We start from the raw sequence: 15,899 nt of genomic DNA, 5'->3' as shown, positions 1-15,899 counted from the left end.
CGTCGCGTCGGGATCCGGTGCGCGGTGGGGCGCGGCTCAGCGATCGAGCAGGAGACCGGCGAGCTGGTCGTGGTGCCAGGCGGTGGTGCCGAGCCACGACTCGGCGCCGTAGGCGCGGCGGATGAAGAGATGGAGGTCGTGCTCCCACGTGTACCCGATCCCGCCGTGCACCTGCATGCTGTCCTTGGCGGCGCCGGTGGCGGCCGCGCCGGCCGCGGCCTTGGCGACGTGCGCGGCCCGTCGAGCCTCGGGGTCGTCGGCGTCGAAGGTCATGGCCGCGTACTGCACCGCGGCGTCGGCCCGCTCGACCGCCAGCGACAGGTCCGCCATCCGGTGCTGGATGGCCTGGAACGACCCGATGGGATGGTCGAACTGGACCCGCTGCTTGGCGTACTCGAGCGCCATGTCGAGCATGCGCCGGGCCGTGCCGACGAGCTCGGCCGCCAGGGCCACCGTGGCTCGGCGGACGGCCGCGTCGAGCGCGCCCGGGTCGACCGCGACGGGCGACGCCCCGAGCTGGCGCGTGTCGAGCTCGAAGAGTCGACGGGACCAGTCGACCGTGGTCAGGAGCCGGGTCGGCAGCCCGGTGGTCGGCACGACCGTGACCGTCGGCCCGGGCGCGACGACGGCGACCCACTCGACCCGGTCGAGCTCGGGGACGAAGCACTTCACCGGCTCGGCGTTGACCCGCCACACGCCGTCGGCGCCCGCCAGCGCCACCGTGCCGGTGGCCTCGCCGGCCAGCGCGGCGTCCTGCCGCGGGTCCGCGGTGGCGGCCAGCACGGGGGCGAAGAGCGCAGTGGTGGCGAAGAACGGCCCGGGTGCGGCCACGAAGCCGGTCTCCTCGACGAAGAGGCACAGGTCGGTGAGCGGCCCCCGCCCGAGCGGCGCGAAGTCGCGGAGCCGCTCCCAGAGGGGATCGGCGACCGACGGGTCCTCGATGTGGGCGCGCACGAGCGTCGTCGGGCACTCCTTGGCCAGCAGCGTGCGGGCCGTGTCACGGAGCAGCTGCTGCTCGTCCGAGAGGGTGAAGTCCACGCGCTAGGACCTCGGGAGCCCGAGCACCCGCTGGGCGATGATGTTGCGCTGGATCTCGCTGCTCCCGCCGGCGATCGTGTTCGCGAAGCTCATGAAGAACAGGTTCACCCAGCGTCCGTCCTCCTCCCCGCGCTCGCGGTCGCGAGTGGCGCCGTGTGCGCCCTGGAGCTGCATCCCGAGCTCGTACGCGGCCTTGCCGAGCTCGGAGGTCGCCATCTTCAGGTAGGAGTGCTCGGGGGCCGAGGAGCCCTGCGCGTAGCTGGCGAACCCCTTGTACCCGAGGGCGCGGAGCGAGGCCGCCTGCTCGTAGAGGGCGGCGAGCTGGCGGCGCACGCCGGCGTCACCGGTCAGGCCGCGCCGGGTCGCGAGGTCGACGAGCGCCTGCACCGTGGCCTCGAGCCGAGAGACGCCTTCGACCCACAGCCCGGCCCGCTCGTGGGCGAGCGAGCCCTGGGTGATGCGCCACCCGTCGTTGAGCGCCCCGACCAGGTTCGCGGCCGGGACCTCGACGTCGGTGAAGAACACCTCGGCGAAGTTGGCGGCCCCGCTGAGGTGGCGGAGGGGGCGCACCTCGATGCCGGGCGTGTCCATGTCGACGATCAGGAGGCTGATGCCCTGGTGCTTCGGCACGGTCGGGTCGGTGCGGACGTAGACGAAGCACTTCTCGGCCACCATCGCGTAGCTCGTCCACACCTTCTGGCCGTTGACGACGAAGCGATCCCCGTCGAGCTCGGCCCGGGTCTGGAGGCCGGCGAGGTCGGAGCCGGCGTTCGGCTCGCTCATGCCGATGCACCAGATCGTGTCGCCGCGGATGGCGGGGGCCACGAGCGCCTGCTGCTGGACGTCGCCGAACTCGAGGAGGCTGGGGGCGACGATCGCGTAGCCCGGGAAGTGGAGGGAGCGGGGGATCCGCCGGCGCGCCATCTCCTCGAGGTACACGAGGGTCTGCACCGGGGTGGCGTTGCGCCCGCCGAGCTCGGGCGGGTAGCCGGGGATCATCCACCCGGCGTCGAAGAGCGTCGCCTGCCAGGTCCGGGACCACGCGGGGATCAGCTCGTCGCGCTCCTCGGCGCCGCTGTCCGCCACGTCGAAGCCGACGAGCGCCTCGGCGGGAGCGTGCTCGTCGAGGAACGTCACGAGCTCGGCGCGGAAGGCCTCGACGTCGGGCCCGAACGTGAGGCGCACGGCCCGGTCAGCCCTCGACCGGCGGGAAGAACGGCGGCAGGCCCGGGTCGGACCGGGCGAAGAGGGCGTCGCGGCTGGCCGCGAGGCCGGCGAGGGTCCACGGCTTGTCGTCGCGGACCTCGGTGATCGGGCGCCAGCCCCGCACGATCTGGGCCAGCCCCCCCTGGATCTTCAGCACCTGGCCGGTGATGCCGTCCGCCATCGGGGAGGCGAGCCAGACCGCGCCGGCGGCCGCGTTCTCCGGCGCGAAGGCGTCGAAGCCGCCCTCCTTGGCCTCGAACGCGCCGCCGGCCAGGTCCTCGGTGAGACGCGTGCGCGCCACCGGGGCGATGGCGTTCACCCGGACCCCGAACCGGTCGAGCTCGCGGGCGAGCACGATCGTCATCGCCGCGATGCCGGCCTTCGCGGCGGCGTAGTTCAGCTGCCCGGCGTTGCCGTACAGGCCCGATTCGGAGGCGGTGTTGACGATGGCGGCGCCGACGGGCTCGCCGGTCTCCTTGCTCTTGGACCGCCAGTACGCGGCGGCGTGGCGGCTGGGCACGAAGTGGCCCTTGAGGTGGACGCGGATCACCGCGTCCCACTCCTCCTCGGACATGTTGAAGCTCATCTTGTCCCGGAGGATCCCGGCGTTGTTGACGACGACGTCGAGGCCGCCGAAGCCGTCGACGGCCTGCTCGACCAGCGCGGCGCCGCCGTCCCAGCTCGAGATGTCGTCGTAGTTCGGCGCGGCCCGGCCCCCGTTGGCGACGATCTCGTCGACGACGAGCTGGGCCGGTCGCTGGTCGGCGCCCTCCCCGCTGCGCTCGCCGCCCAGGTCGTTCACCACCACCGCGGCGCCCTCGGCGGCGAGGAGCAGCGCCTCGGCCCGGCCGATGCCGCGCCCCGCCCCGGTGACGACCGCAACCTTCCCGTCGAAGGCGCCCATCCCTAACCCTCCCGCTCGTGTCGGCGCGTCGCTCGGGTCGGCGATCGCGGCCCCGGCCGGTCCGTGGCGGCGTCGTTCGACGCTGGCCCGGCCGCACGTCGTCGGCTCCGGTCGCGGCCGCGTGCCGGGCACCTGACGGAGGCGTCAGGATCGTAGCCGGGCCGTCGGCGGCGTCGACCGAGGTCGGGTTAGCGGCCCTCGAAGTCGGGGTCGCGACGTTCACGGAATGCGGTCATGCCCTCGGCGAGGTCCCGTGAGGTCGCGGCGAGCGACTGGTAGGCGCCCTCGAGCTCGAGCGACCGCTCGAGCGGCGTCTCGAAGCTGGTGTTCAGGAGCCGCTTCGAGAGGCCCAGCGAGCGGGTCGGTCCGCGGGCGAGGCGGCCGGCGAGCTCGCGCGCGGCCGCGTCGAGCTCGTCGGCCGGCACGCACCGGTACGCGAGCCCGAGCTCGACCGCCTCGGCGCCACGCGCGCCGTCGCCGAGCATCACCATGGCCTTGGCGCGGGGCAGGCCGACGAGGCGCGGGAGCAGGTAGGCGCCGCCGGCGTCGACCACGAGGCCCCACCGGGCGAACGACCAGAGGAAGCGGGTGTCCGCGTGCACGAGCACGAAGTCGCACGCGAGGGCCAGGTGGGCGCCGGGGCCCACGGCGGCGCCGTTGACGGCGGCGACCGTCGGCTTGTCGAGGTCCCAGAGCTCGCGGATGAAGGTCTGCACGCCCACCCGCAGCGCCTCGGCGGTGCTGCGGGTCTCGAAGTCGGGTGACGCCGCGTGGGCGACGGTGGACGCGGTGAGGTCCATGCCGGCGCAGAAGGCGTCGCCGGCCCCGCTGACGAGGAGCGCCCGCACCGCGGGATCGGCCCGGGCGGAGCGGACGGCGGCGACGATGTCGTCGCGCATCTCGATCGTGAGCGCGTTCTTGGCCTCGGGCCGGTCCAGGGTGATCCGCGCGACGTGGTCGTCGCCCACGTCGTAACGGATCACGGCTGGTTCGTGGTGAGGATGTTGATGACCGAGACGCCGGAGCCGCGCCCGCCGACGTTGTGCTGGAGCGCGTTGCCGTGGCGGAGCTCGACCTGGCGGTCACCGGCCTCGCCGCGCAGCTGCCACCAGCACTCGGTGAGCTGGGCCACGCCGGTGGCGCCGATGGGGTGGCCCTTGGCGAGCAGCCCCCCCGAGGTGTTGATCGGGATGCGGCCGGTGAGGGCGGTCTCGCCGGCGAGGGACGACACCCCGCCCTTGCCCTTGTCGACGAAGCCGAGGTCTTCGATGTCGAGGATCTCGGTGATCGTGAAGCAGTCGTGGACCTCGGCGCAGTCGATGTCGGCCGGTCCGAGGTCCGACATCCCGTAGGCGCGCTCCGCGGCGAGCTGGGTCGCCTTGAGCCCGACGAAGCTGGACTTCTCGTGGAGGTACGGGTGGTCGGTGGCCGACCCGAAGCCGGCCACGTACACGGGCCGATCGGTGAACCGGTCGGCGAGGTCGGCGCGCACGAGGAGCGTCGCGGCGGCGCCGTCGGTCTGGGGGCAGCAGTCCAGGAGGTGCAAGGGGTGGCAGACCGGCGGTGAGGCGAGCACGTCCTCAGCCGTGATCTCGTTCTGGAAGTGCGCGTACGGGTCCCGGGCGCCGTTGGCGTGGTTCTTGACCGCCACGGCGGCGAGCATCTCTCGGGTGGTGCCGAACTCGTGCATGTGCCGGGTCGCGAACGGAGCGAACAGCACCGGTGCCGTCTCGCCCCGGGTGAAGATCGGGTGCCCGGCCGCGGCCCGAGCGAGGAGCCCCTCCTCGCTCGACTTGTCGCGCATCTTCTCGACGCCGATCACGAGGACGACGTCAAGGACCCCGCTGGCGACCGCCATCGCGCCCACCCGGAAGGCGTCGGCGCCGGAGGGGCAGGCGTTCTCGATCCGGGTGCAGGGGATCCCTGCGAGGCCGATCGCGGAGGGGACGGTGTTGCCGCCGATGCCCTCCTGGCCCCAGAGCGTGCCGCGCTGGGTGGCGACGAACGCGGCCTCGACCTGGTCGGGCTCGAAGCCGTGGTCGACGGATTCAACCGCGGCGGCGAACGCGCCCGCAGCCATCTGCTCGTAGCTCTGGTCGAACAGCTCACCGAACTTGATGAGCCCGGCGCCGACGACGGCGACGCGGTTCCAGCTCATGATGCCTCCGTGCTCACCGGGCGGGCCTTGTAGCCGTAGACCGGGGCGCCGCGCTCGTGCGCGTAGCGCCGGACGAGCAGCTCGACCGAGCTCCCGAGCGCCAGGGTCTCGGCGGGCTCGGTGACCTGCAGCATGACCCGAGCCCCGTCGTCGAGGTCGATCACGGCCAGGGGGAGGGGGGCGACGAACGGGGCGGGCATGGTGTGGTTCACGACGAAGGTGTGGACGCGGCCGCGCCGGGCGAGCGGCTCGAGGACGAACTTCGCGCTCCCGCAGCTGATGCAGTGGGGATGGATCGACGGCGGCGTGTTGATCGTCCCGCAGTCGACGCAGCGGGCGCCGAGCAGCCCGAGCATCTCGTCGGCGCCGCGCACGAACTGGGCGCTCTCGGGTGGGACGCCCATCGGGACCGTCTCGCCCGAGGACACCAGCTGCCCGCGGGCGCGCAGGACCTCGGCGTAGGTGACGGTGCGCCCCCCGCTGATGGCGGCGGGGACGCGAGCGGCGCCCCGGACCGGCTCCCGGGCGGTGATCGCCACCCCGGTGGCGCGACCTCCGCCCCAGCCGATCAGCCCGACGGTCCCGGCGGCGTCGAGGGCGGCGAGCCCACCGAGGAGCGCGGCGGCGGCGCCGCTGTCGCCGACGGCCGCGTACACCCCCGCCGAGGCCGGTGTGCCCGCCCCGACCTGGCGGGCCAGGGTGGCGCCGAGACGCCCGTCCGGGTCGGGCAGCGACCAGCGGTCGACCGCCAGGGCGCCGAGCTGGGCGCCGAGCTCCCGCATCGTGGGGAGGAAGATCTCCTCGCGGAACAGCCGGCTGTCGTAGAGGTCCCGGGTCGCGGGCTCGCCGTCGCCCCGGTACCGGTCGAGGTACGGGTGGGTGCGCGTGACCCGCGGGCCGAGCGTGGCGGCGCCGCCGTGGGAGACGAGGACCAGGGCGGCGGCGCCGGCGCCGGACCGGGCCTCGAACGGCGTCCCGAGGCCGGGGACGATGGCGTCCGAGACCACGACGAGCGCCACCCGAGCCGTCCCGGCGCCGACCGCGTCGGCGGCGCCGAGCAGCGCCTCGAGGCCGGCGTGGGACGACCCCGAGCACAGGGCGCCGCCGGAGCGGTGGGAGAGCCCGACGGCCCGGGCGAGCACGGCGTGGCTGGGCCCCTCCGCGAACGGCGGACGGGTCGTGCCCCACCACAGGCCGTCGACGATGTCGGTCTGCAGGCCCGACACGGCCAGGGCTCGGCCGGCGGCCTCGGCGGCCAGGGTCAGGGTGTCCTCGTCGGGGGCGCAGACGGCGGTGTGGCCCGAGCCGCCCGCCCGGCCCCACGCGGCGGCGACGTCGGCGGCCGGCAGGCGCCAGCTCGGCGCGGCGGCACCCACTGCCAACAGCTGCACGCCCCCGGTCACGGTCTCGATGCTACGCGGAGGTTCAGGTCATCGACCCGGCCCGGGGCCGCGGACCGCGGCCCTTGCCCGGTCCGAGGAGGCGGCCGAGCCCGGGCGTCCCGGACCGGCTACCCGCCCATCCCCAGCAGGCGCTCCCGCTGGACCGCGCGCGACCCCCGCCACAGCGCCACGAACGCGGCGATCCACGCCAGCGCGCCGACCACCAACGCCACCGCCTCGGCGCGGAAGAGCGTGCCGCTGGCCACGGTGTAGGCGACGAGGATCAGCGGCAGCGTCACGAGCGCGGAGGCCTGCTGCGCGGCGGCGGCGCTGGACACCTTCGCCGAGATCGCCAGGATCACCGCCAACGCGAGGGCGATGAAGGGGGGCAGCACCCACAGGACGAGGATCCACCAGTTCCGGGTCGGGAAGAACCAGCCGCCGACCTTGGGACCCACGGTCAGGTTGACGACGAGCGAGTAGCAGGCGAAGCCCACCGCGGCGGCGAGGTAGCCGGGAACGAGGCTGGCGATGAGCTTGCCCACGTAGATCTCGCGCTCGTGGGCGGGGGAGTGGGCGAGGAACTCGCCGCTGCCGCGCTCGCGCTCGCCGATCACGGTGTTGGCCCCGACGGCCGACGACACGGTCAACGGGACGATGATGGCGAGCGGCGCGAACAGGTAGACCGCGAGGGCGTAGGAAGCCTGAGCGGGTCCGGGCGCGCCCTTGACGCGGGCACGGAGCTGCTTCGGCAGGCTGCCGACGATGTCACTGAGCTGCTTCACGAGGTGCACGTCGGACACATGGGTGATGAGCAGGAGGAGCACGGCCGGCAGCACGACGAAGAAGAGGCCCGCGATGATCGCCAGGGGGACCCAGAAGTCGCGAGACTGCCGGAGCTGGCGGAGGTCGGTGCGGGCGATCACGAGCGCCCGAGAGGGGGCGCGGCTGGTCATGGCTGAGACTCCCGTCGGATCGCGAAGTAGAGCTGCTCGAGCGTCGGCGTCTGCGGCTCCACCCGGCGCAGGCGGGCGCCCGCCGCGACGAGCGCGTCCACGAGGTCGGGGACGTGGCCCAGGTCGGTCAGCTCGACGGTCGCAGCCCCGTTGCGGTCGTAGGAGCGGACGAACGGCAGGTTCCGTGCGCCATCGAGGACGGTGGGATCGTCGGCGTCGACGAGCACGCGGGCGGCGGGCCAGTAGCGGCGCGTCAGCTGCTCCGGGGAGCCGGAGACGAGCGCCCGACCGTGGTCGAGCACGACGACCTCATCGGCGAGGCCCTCGGCCTCGAGGAGGAGGTGCGTGCACATCAACACGGCCTTGCCACGCGTGGCGAGATCGTCGATGAGGCCGAGGACGGCCCGAGCCGATTCCGGATCCAGCCCTGCGGTCGGCTCGTCGAGCAGCAGGAGGTCGGGCTCGTGGAGCACCGCCCGAGCGAGCGCGAGTCGTGCGCGCATGCCGGTCGAGTACGCGCCGACTCGCGTGTCGAGGGCCGCCTCGATCCCGAAGCGCTCGGCGGAATCGCTGATGCGCTCGTCGATGCGGTCCTTCGGAACCTCGAACAGCTGCGCGCTGTAGCGGAGGTTGTCGTAGCCGGTCAGCCGGTCGTAGAGGGCGGGCCGTGCCGGGACCACGCCGCACCGCCGGCGCACGGTGGAGCCGTCGCGGCTGGCTGGGTCCAACCCGAGGACGCGGATGCTCCCGCCGTGCGACGCCAGCGCCCCGGTCACTAGGCGCACGACCGTCGTCTTGCCGGCGCCGTTGGGTCCCAGGAGCACGGTGACCGACCCTGCCGGCACCCGCAAGCTGAGCGCCTCGACGGCGACCACGGCGCCAAAAGTCCGCCGGACGTCCGCGAGCTCAACCATCGCGACGGGACCGGCCACGTCCTTGGATCGGCAGCCGAGCCGGCGCAGTAAAGCGCTAGCCTCGGCGGTCCGCCGCTCGTCTCAGGCGGCGCGTCGGCGGCGTAGCCGAGTGGCCCAGGCAAGGGTCTGCAAAACCCTGGACGTGGGTTCAATTCCCACCGCCGCCTCCAAGACGGGTTCCCTGCTCAGGGGCCATTTCGGTTCCTGGCTTGGGCGTGTCGGCGGGCCGAATGATGGGGGCTTGCCCATCATGTGCCCATCAATTGCCGGGACCATCCGGGTGATGTCTGCGAGCTGAGCGTGTCTGGGCTCTCGTCGATCTACACCCATAGTCGTCGCGAAGTTGACCGCGAGGCTGCAGAGGCTATTTGGGGCTGGTGGGCGTCCGCTCACCGGTGCGACTGGAGCCCGGGCCCCTGCCGACCACAAGTTCGCCGCGGTCGGATCGTTGCGGCGAGCAGCTCGACAGAGCGACGCTTCTGAGGCGGCGCGAGGCCGGGTTGGACCGTCCCCCAACGCGCAGACATGTTGACGATGGCCATCGCCCCGAGGTGCCCTTCCATGGCGCCTCGAAAGACCCGACTCGAGTTGCGGCACGGAGGCGAAGCCGGTGTGTTCAGCGTCTGCCCTCGGGATCGATCTCGACCGTCATGAGACCGTCACCGTGACGGTGGATGACCTTCCAGGCGCCTTCCTCTCTACGGTAGACGGACGTCGCTCTCAGTGACATCTCCTCCATCTCATTGTCGATCTGCCGAGTGAGCCGCTCGAGTTCGACGGTGAAACCGAGCGGATCGCCGAAGTAGGCGACGAGGGTCTCTGCGCTCCACGTCGTGTAGTTGAGCGTCTTGGCCGTCGCCGTCAGAAGCTCACGCACCGCGGCAATCCCGACCTGGTGACCGCCCACCCCTCCCATGAGCGAAACGTCTTCAGCTTGAGACCAAAGCGCGAGGTATGGCCGCGGGTCACCGCCCGTGTGCTGCCTTAGGGCGTCATGACACCGCTCGAGGAACTCGACAGCGTCCGCCTCCGGTGTACCTGTCGCGGGCTCCATAACCTCTCCTCTCTTGCGAGTAACCCCGTTGGCCTTTGACCTCCGAGGCCATGGCGGACAAATTGCTACACCTCGCTGCGACGATGTCGCGGTGCAAGCACCGACTCGACTCTGCTTAGTCGGCGACTGCCTCTGAGAAGACGACGGAAAAGCCCGATCGCGCCGTGGATCGCCGGACAGTTAGACGAACCGCTTGACGAACTTGAGGGCGGTCTCGGCGACCTCCTGCCAGCCGCTGTCGATCGTCAGGGAGTGGCCCCGCCCCCTTCATTTTGACGATCTCGGTCATGTCCTTGTTGCGTCGCTGCTTCTTGTAGGACGCGTTGGCGATAGCCCAGGTCAGCCCGCGAGTCCTGAAGGGCCCAGAGCACCGACGCGCATTCTCGTCGCCAAGTCGAATCTCAGCCTCGGTGACTCCCCTTGTCCGACCAGAGCTCAGGCTCGATGATGTGCGCCAACCTGAGGGAAGCTCAGACGGAAGTAGCGGTCTGCTGTTCGCCGACGCCGATCAGCACGGGCGCGCACTGTGCGCATCCGACCGCTCGGGCGGCGGCATCAGGCGCCACCTCGACCGGTCCGGGCGCACGGGCCCGGGCGGTTCTCAGGCCCAGCGCCACGACGGTCCAGGCCGCGCCGAGCAGTACGGCGGCGGCGGTGAACGCGACGTGGAAGCCGGAAACTCGCGCGGCCGGAACAGAGCCGAGACCCACGGGGCTGTGGAGCAGGCTCGAGGTCCGGCTCGCGGCGAGGGTCGCGAGCACCGCCAACCCGATTGACCCCCCGACCTGCTGGGCGGTGTTGAGCAACCCGGATGCGAGCCCGGCATCTTGAGGGCTCACTTCACTCGTCTCGGCCAAGGTGATGGGAACAAATGTGAGTCCCAAGCCGAGGCCGATGGGAAGCAGGCCGGTGAGGAGATCGGACGCGTAGCTTCCGTGCACGGGGAGCTGGGTGAGGACAATCATGCCGCCGGTCGCGAGCGCGAGTCCGATCAGGGGCACGACGCGAACGCCGAGGCGGGGGACCACCTTGCGCGCCACGACGGCGCCCGTTGCGATTCCTGCCGAGAGCGGAAGGAACGCGACGCCCGCGCGCAGCGGGCTGTACCGGAGGATCTGCTGCAGGTAGAGCGAGACGAAGAAGAACGTCGAGAACACTGCGGCTGAAGCGAGCAGGAGCGTGAGGTCCGCGGCCGCGAGGCTGCGTAGCCGGAAGATGCCGAGTCGCACGAGTGGCGCCGGGCTCCGCGACTCGATCGCCAGGAATGCCGCGAGCAACGCGACGGCCACCGCCAAGGACACCGTTGTGCGGGTCGAGCCCCATCCGTACGTGTTCGATTCCACGATCCCGAACACGAGCGCGAGCAGACCGCCGGTGACCGCTGCCGCTCCGGGCAGATCGAACGTCCGGTGTCCCAGCTGGGCTCGGGATTCGGGGACGTACCGTGCCGTCGCGATCGCAAGAGCGGCGCCGACGGGCACGTTGACGAAGAAGACCCATCGCCACGAAGCGAGATCGGTCAGGATGCCGCCCAGCAGGAGACCCACGGCGCCGCCGCCGGCGGCGATCCCGCTCCAAATCGCCAGCGCCGTGGCGCGATCCTTGGCGTCGGCGAAGGTCGTCGTGATGATCGCCAGCACGGCCGGCGCGAGCAATGCGCCCCCGAGCCCTTGTAGCCCCCGACCGGCGATCAAGATCCCCGATGACTGGGCAAGGCCGTTCAACAGCGAGGCCCCCGAGAACAGCAGGATCCCGGCGCCGAACACCCGCTTCCGCCCGATCAGGTCACCGGCGCGCCCGCCCAACAAAATGAAGCCGCCGAAAATCAGCGTGTACATGGTGATCACCCATTGCAGACTCGACGGGCTCATACGCAGGCCACGCTGGATCGACGGCAACGCCACGTTCACGATCGTCGCGTCCAAGACGACCATGAACTGCGCCACGCACACGATGACGACCACCAGCCAGGGATTGGTGGTGGCCGTCGCGCGCTCACTGGTGCCGCTCACGGGTTCGCGTCCTCCGTTCCAAGGCGGTGCCACCCTCCGTACGAGTCCTCTTGGAACTGGAGATAGGTCACCTGCCCGTCGACCACCTTCACGAGGATCGAGAAGGGAGAGCTCACGACCTTGCCCAGCAAGTGCGACTTGTAGCGGAAGTCGCCGAACACAGCAACGTCCTCCTTCGAGCCGAACATCGTGGTGACGTTGAAGGCCTGCTTCTCCCAGCGAGTGAACATCATTCCAAGGTTGTCGAGGAACGCCTGCGGGCCCTCGGCGATGGCCCTGTCGGAGCTTCGGTTGGATCGTTCAGTGCCGAGCTGGCGCGGCGGGTTAACTCGTTCGGATCGGCGAACCCGACGGCTGGCACAGCCGGCTGTCAGGCCAGCCAGGGCGGCTTGAAAGCGCCGATCTGCGTCATGATCGTCGCGATGTCGTCCGCGGCCCATTCTTCGCTGATCTTGCCGTCACTCACGCGGTAGATGTCCACGGCGCTCCACTCAACCGGCTTTCCGTCAGCGGGCACGCCGAGGAGTGTTCCCTTGACGGTGGCGGTGACGATCAGTCGAATGACGACTAGGTCATTTTCCGCGACGATGTCTTGCTCAGCCGCATGTAAGTCTGGCAACGCTCCAATGAATGAGTTCAATAACCCCGCAAGATTGTCCGCGCCGGCGATGTCGCCGAGACTGTTGCCGTGCCAGATGACGTCGTCTGTAACAAAGTCGACCGCCTTTCCGGGGTTGTGCTGATTGAATACTTGGTCGATGTAGTCGCGGGCGATCTTCTTGTGAGCCTCGAGTTGCTCAGCGCTGGCCATTGAACACTCCCTTCGGGTCGTCCACAGTCGGCAGTGACTGTCGTGTAGGGCACACACGGGAGCACACGGCACTCGCGCTCGCGAATGCCAACTCCACCCTCGTGGCTGCTGTCTGCTCTAGTCGCGACGGCTACTCCAGTCACCTGGGCTTGCCGTGTGGACGGCGCCGTGCGCGTCGGTGAACAGCTTGACGACCGCGGGTCGGTCGTAGAGGTCGACCACGGCCGGACTAGTGCCCCGGGCCGCGACACCCGCTGCTTCAGCGTCGTCGCGGACAAGGGCAACGACCTCGTGCCCGTGCGAAAGCAGCTCCGCGAGGACGTGGGACCCCATGAACCCGGTTGCACCGGTCAATGCGATCTTCATGCCTGTTACCTTCCGTCTCGGTCACGCGTTGGCGAGCAGGCGGGTGGTCAGCACGATGTCGACAACGTCGGCGACAGTCTCGGTGCGCGCCCAGTCCCGTTGGAGTTCGCCTGCGAGACCGACCCAACTGATGGGGTGCGCGCCCGCCTGGACGATGCGATCAATTCCGGCACGGTGGGCCTCCGTCGACGTCCCGCCCACGGCGTCGACCACCGGGTAGACCTCGAAGCCGTCGCGCAGGGCGTCGAGCGTCGGGAAGGCAAGGCAGATCTCGGTCCACAGCGCCGTCATGATCAGCCTCCGCCGGCCCGTTGCCTCGACGGCCTGGCGGAACTCGGTGTCCTCCCAGGAGTTCATCATCGTACGGTCGATCTCGGGGCAGTCAGAGAGGACCGCCTTCAGCTCGGGGATCGTTGGCGCCTCGCGGCCGCTGGCCACCTGGACGGTCGAGAGCACCACGGGTAGGTCGAAGGTCCGCGCCAGGCGCGCCACCGAGACAATGTTGTCGACCAATAGCTCTTGGTCGACCGACTTGACCGCTTGGACTTGGGTCGGCTGGTAGTCGATCACGACGAGGGCCGCATTCTTTGGCGTCAGAAGATGGTCCGTGATCGGGTCCCGGCGTGTGTCGCTCGTCATGCGGATCCTCCGGTTTGGGGCTCAGACTTCGCACGCCTGTTGCGTGCGTCCACGCCCATCGTGAGCGACCAGCTCGATGGATGTCATCCAGGAAATCCATAGTTGTGGGCGGCGAGCACGCCGGCCTTCCACTGCGCGGGTCGTGCAGGGCCGACGTTGGTCGTGGGCGCTGCCACCCGTGTCCGTGCGGCCGGGTCGCACAACGACGGACTGCTCAAGCGACGGCGGCTACTCCGTCCGGGATCGCGCCGCTCCCATGCTCACGCGGGCGGGTCCTGCTCCAGCACGCGGCGGGCCAGTTGGGTCCGCGATTTCACGCCTAACTTACGGAAGACCTTGTTGAGGTGGTACTCCACGGTGGCCTCGCTGATGAAGAGTTGCGCCGCGATCTCACGGTTGGTTGCCCCCTGACCCACGAGCCGTGAGACCTGTGCCTCTCGGGGCGTCAGATCGTTCCTGGTCTCAGCAGTCCTTTTCGGCGCGCGTTCCCCGGTGGCGAGCAACTCGACCCGTGCCCGTTCAGCGAAGCCTTCGGCGCCCATGGTGGCGAACATCTCGTGGGCGCGGCGCAGGTGGTCGCGCGCGTCGACGTGGCGCCTCGCCCGCCGCAGCCACTCGCCGTAGATGAGGTGAGCGCGCCCTCGCTCGAGTTCGATAGAGGTGGCGCCGAGCAGTTCGAGTGCCGACTTGTATTGCTCTTCGGCACTCGCGCCGGCGCCGGCCATGAGGGCTCTCGAGCGGGCTAGCAATCCCAGTGCCCAGGGAGTGCCAGCGGCGCTCGCGCGCTCCGCAAGCCGGGCCAACGCCTCTTCGGCGGCGGTTCTGTCGCCCACCCGCACGGCGGCCTCGATCATGTCAGGTAGCCGGTGCGGAACGGCGAGCATCGGGTCGGCATCGAACAGAACCCGCGCGTGGTGCAGTGCGTCCTCATACCGGGCGCGGCCGATCTCGAAGTTGAGCATGGCGGTATGGCACGTGTACGCGATGCCCCACTGGCCCGTGCCCATGCCTTCGAGCGCGGGAGAGACCTTGGACAGAAGTTCTGCCCCTCGACCAGTGGCCGCATCGAGGTTGACGTCAATCCCTGGCGGCGCGAAATGTTGCGCAGCCGACAGCACGTCCGACGCCTCGGCGTACAGCGCCGAGGACAGCTGGAGCTGGCCACGCCAGATCGCGGCGCCCGCCTGGCTCAGCAGAGCCACGCAGAGCGGCCGCAGGGCGCCGTTGGAACGGCTCCAGTCGATGACTCGCTGTATCACGAGGTCGCAGGCCCCGTCGTCCCAGACGGAACCCCTTACGGCGGCAATGAGGGTGATCCATGGGGCAAACTCACGCGGCTGGGCATCTCGGCAGGCCTCGATGGCCTTGCGGTACTGGGGGACGGCGGCCGCGTAGCCGGCCCGGGCGCGCGTCGAGAAGGCGTGCAGGAGCCAATCCACGACCGACGACCGCGCCGTCGGCGGATGGGGATCGGTCGCCGAGACCGATCGCATGAACTCGCCCTCAGCGGCATCGCCGCCGGTCGCGGCGATGCTCACCGCCTCCAGCAGGGTCCGCCGCCCCAGCACGGGGTCGGTTGGCAGCAGGCCCTCGGCGGCAAGACGCAGACGGGACGCGGCGCCGATCAGGTTCCCATCCGTGAGGTCGCAGAGCCCGCGCACCCGCTCTACCCGCGCCCGCCATGCCGAGTCGCGCAACGCGGGCGCCCCTTGCTGGACGAGCGTGCGGGCCTGGCCAGACGAGCCGCGCTCGACGGCCGCCTCGGCGGCCGCCACCCGGCGTTCCGCGGCCTGCTCCCTGTCCGGGGTCAGCTCGGCCGATCTACTGAGGAGCGCCACAGCGGCGCTGGTGGCGCCGCTCGAGCTGGCCCGCTCCGCGCAGCTCTCGAGGAGGGAGGCGATCTCCTCGTCCGGGCCGATCGCCGCTCCCGCCCGGTGCCATGTCCACCGCTCGACATCAGCCTCGTCGCTCGCCGCGGCCAGCGCGCCGTGGACTGCTCGCCTGTCCGCGGGACGTGCGGGCCCGTACACCGCGGACCGGATCAGCGGGTGCCGGTACGTAATCGGAGAAGCCAACGAGACGAGGTCCGCCGCCTCCGCGGCTTCGGCCGCCTCTCTCCCAAAACCGAGGCGCCCAGCCGCCTCCCACACCAAAGCCGCGTCGCCCGAGGTATCCGCGGCGACGAGGAGCAAGAACATCCGGGTGTCGGTTGGCAGCGTTCGCACCTCCTCGGCGAAGCGCTCCTCCAACCGCCGACTCAGCGGGAGCGGATGGGGCGCGGCGGCCAAGCCGACCAGCTTTTGCGGAGTGAGGCTCTTGGCCACTTCGATGATGGCCAGGGGGTTGCCTTCGGTTTCGGCCAGGACCCGGTCAGCGACGTCACGGTCGAGTTCGAAGCCGGCTGCCCAGGCCAGCAGCGCCCGCGCCTCGTCATGCTCAAGCCCATTGAGTTCGAGTAC

General features: G+C 70.8%; 15 protein-coding genes, 1 tRNA gene and 1 pseudogene. 1 reads left to right on the top strand and 16 read right to left on the bottom strand.

Going from position 1 to position 15,899, the window contains the following annotated elements; translation table 11 throughout:
* Positions 1 to 36: 36 nt before the first annotated feature.
* From VG869_11065 to VG869_11030, 8 genes are all read right to left on the bottom strand, one after another.
* A complete protein-coding gene (locus VG869_11065; protein HEV3451733.1) occupies positions 37 to 1,038 on the bottom strand; it encodes an acyl-CoA dehydrogenase family protein in 1,002 nt (333 codons plus the stop codon).
* 3 nt (positions 1,039 to 1,041) lie between these two features.
* Positions 1,042 to 2,223, bottom strand: coding sequence for an acyl-CoA dehydrogenase family protein (locus VG869_11060; protein ID HEV3451732.1), 1,182 nt, complete (start codon positions 2,221 to 2,223; stop codon positions 1,042 to 1,044).
* Positions 2,224 to 2,230: 7 nt separating this feature from the next.
* A complete protein-coding gene (locus tag VG869_11055; protein ID HEV3451731.1) occupies positions 2,231 to 3,148 on the bottom strand; it encodes an SDR family oxidoreductase in 918 nt (305 codons plus the stop codon).
* A gap of 188 nt (positions 3,149 to 3,336) precedes the next feature.
* The gene (locus VG869_11050; GenBank protein ID HEV3451730.1) at positions 3,337 to 4,131 is read right to left on the bottom strand and encodes an enoyl-CoA hydratase-related protein; all 795 of its coding nucleotides are present in this window, start codon (positions 4,129 to 4,131) and stop codon (positions 3,337 to 3,339) included.
* Complete coding sequence (locus VG869_11045) at positions 4,128 to 5,306, bottom strand: hypothetical protein (protein ID HEV3451729.1); 1,179 nt, start codon at positions 5,304 to 5,306, stop codon at positions 4,128 to 4,130. The genes VG869_11050 and VG869_11045 overlap by 4 nt, the downstream gene beginning before the upstream one ends.
* Positions 5,303 to 6,709, bottom strand: a complete 1,407-nt coding sequence (locus VG869_11040) for an OB-fold domain-containing protein (protein HEV3451728.1) — start codon at positions 6,707 to 6,709, stop codon at positions 5,303 to 5,305. Before VG869_11040 ends, VG869_11045 begins: the two co-directional genes overlap by 4 nt.
* Positions 6,710 to 6,816: 107 nt before the next feature.
* Positions 6,817 to 7,644, bottom strand: a complete 828-nt coding sequence (locus tag VG869_11035; protein HEV3451727.1) for an ABC transporter permease subunit — start codon at positions 7,642 to 7,644, stop codon at positions 6,817 to 6,819.
* Positions 7,641 to 8,558: an ABC transporter ATP-binding protein gene (locus VG869_11030; GenBank protein ID HEV3451726.1), complete on the bottom strand. Its 918-nt coding sequence runs from the start codon at positions 8,556 to 8,558 to the stop codon at positions 7,641 to 7,643. The genes VG869_11035 and VG869_11030 overlap by 4 nt, the downstream gene beginning before the upstream one ends.
* A gap of 95 nt (positions 8,559 to 8,653) precedes the next feature.
* On the opposite strand from VG869_11030, the gene VG869_11025 reads away from it, so the two are divergent.
* Positions 8,654 to 8,728, top strand: a tRNA-Cys gene (locus VG869_11025).
* A 446-nt stretch (positions 8,729 to 9,174) separates the two neighbouring features.
* Here the strand turns inward: VG869_11025 and VG869_11020 are convergent.
* The 8 genes and pseudogenes from VG869_11020 to VG869_10985 form a co-directional block, all read right to left on the bottom strand.
* Entirely contained in the window at positions 9,175 to 9,612 is a 438-nt protein-coding gene (locus VG869_11020; GenBank protein ID HEV3451725.1) for a nuclear transport factor 2 family protein, read from the bottom strand.
* A 180-nt stretch (positions 9,613 to 9,792) separates the two neighbouring features.
* A pseudogene (locus VG869_11015) lies at positions 9,793 to 9,955 on the bottom strand (alpha/beta hydrolase).
* A gap of 127 nt (positions 9,956 to 10,082) precedes the next feature.
* Complete coding sequence (locus VG869_11010; GenBank protein HEV3451724.1) at positions 10,083 to 11,624, bottom strand: MFS transporter; 1,542 nt, start codon at positions 11,622 to 11,624, stop codon at positions 10,083 to 10,085.
* On the bottom strand, positions 11,621 to 11,854 hold the full coding sequence (locus VG869_11005; protein ID HEV3451723.1) for a hypothetical protein: 234 nt from the start codon (positions 11,852 to 11,854) through the stop codon (positions 11,621 to 11,623). The genes VG869_11010 and VG869_11005 overlap by 4 nt, the downstream gene beginning before the upstream one ends.
* Before the next feature lie 140 nt (positions 11,855 to 11,994).
* Positions 11,995 to 12,435 carry an ester cyclase gene (locus VG869_11000; GenBank protein ID HEV3451722.1) on the bottom strand — a complete coding sequence of 147 codons (441 nt, stop codon included), beginning with the start codon at positions 12,433 to 12,435 and terminating at the stop codon, positions 11,995 to 11,997.
* A 117-nt stretch (positions 12,436 to 12,552) separates the two neighbouring features.
* The gene (locus VG869_10995; protein HEV3451721.1) at positions 12,553 to 12,801 is read right to left on the bottom strand and encodes an NAD-dependent epimerase/dehydratase family protein; all 249 of its coding nucleotides are present in this window, start codon (positions 12,799 to 12,801) and stop codon (positions 12,553 to 12,555) included.
* 21 nt (positions 12,802 to 12,822) lie between these two features.
* Positions 12,823 to 13,440 carry a hydrolase gene (locus VG869_10990; protein HEV3451720.1) on the bottom strand — a complete coding sequence of 206 codons (618 nt, stop codon included), beginning with the start codon at positions 13,438 to 13,440 and terminating at the stop codon, positions 12,823 to 12,825.
* Positions 13,441 to 13,700: 260 nt separating this feature from the next.
* The coding region (locus tag VG869_10985) for a LuxR C-terminal-related transcriptional regulator (GenBank protein HEV3451719.1) at positions 13,701 to 15,899 on the bottom strand (2,199 nt) is incomplete at its 5' end.

Source organism: Acidimicrobiia bacterium (assembly GCA_035948415.1).
Taxonomy (GTDB): domain Bacteria; phylum Actinomycetota; class Acidimicrobiia; order IMCC26256; family PALSA-555; genus PALSA-555.
Note: the sequence above shows the minus strand (reverse complement) of the source record. Positions and strands in the feature narration are given on the sequence as shown.

Bases quoted from the DNA above. Each gene is read 5' to 3' on its own strand.
- VG869_11045 (HEV3451729.1), bottom strand. From the start codon at position 5,306: ATGAGCTGGAACCGCGTCGCCGTCGTCGGCGCCGGGCTCATCAAGTTC.
- VG869_11030 (HEV3451726.1), bottom strand. From the start codon at position 8,558: ATGGTTGAGCTCGCGGACGTCCGGCGGACTTTTGGCGCCGTGGTCGCC.
- VG869_11055 (HEV3451731.1), bottom strand. From the start codon at position 3,148: ATGGGCGCCTTCGACGGGAAGGTTGCGGTCGTCACCGGGGCGGGGCGC.
- VG869_11020 (HEV3451725.1), bottom strand. From the start codon at position 9,612: ATGGAGCCCGCGACAGGTACACCGGAGGCGGACGCTGTCGAGTTCCTC.
- VG869_10990 (HEV3451720.1), bottom strand. From the start codon at position 13,440: ATGACGAGCGACACACGCCGGGACCCGATCACGGACCATCTTCTGACG.
- VG869_11000 (HEV3451722.1), bottom strand. From the start codon at position 12,435: ATGGCCAGCGCTGAGCAACTCGAGGCTCACAAGAAGATCGCCCGCGAC.
- VG869_11035 (HEV3451727.1), bottom strand. From the start codon at position 7,644: ATGACCAGCCGCGCCCCCTCTCGGGCGCTCGTGATCGCCCGCACCGAC.
- VG869_11005 (HEV3451723.1), bottom strand. From the start codon at position 11,854: ATGTTCACTCGCTGGGAGAAGCAGGCCTTCAACGTCACCACGATGTTC.
- VG869_10995 (HEV3451721.1), bottom strand. From the start codon at position 12,801: ATGAAGATCGCATTGACCGGTGCAACCGGGTTCATGGGGTCCCACGTC.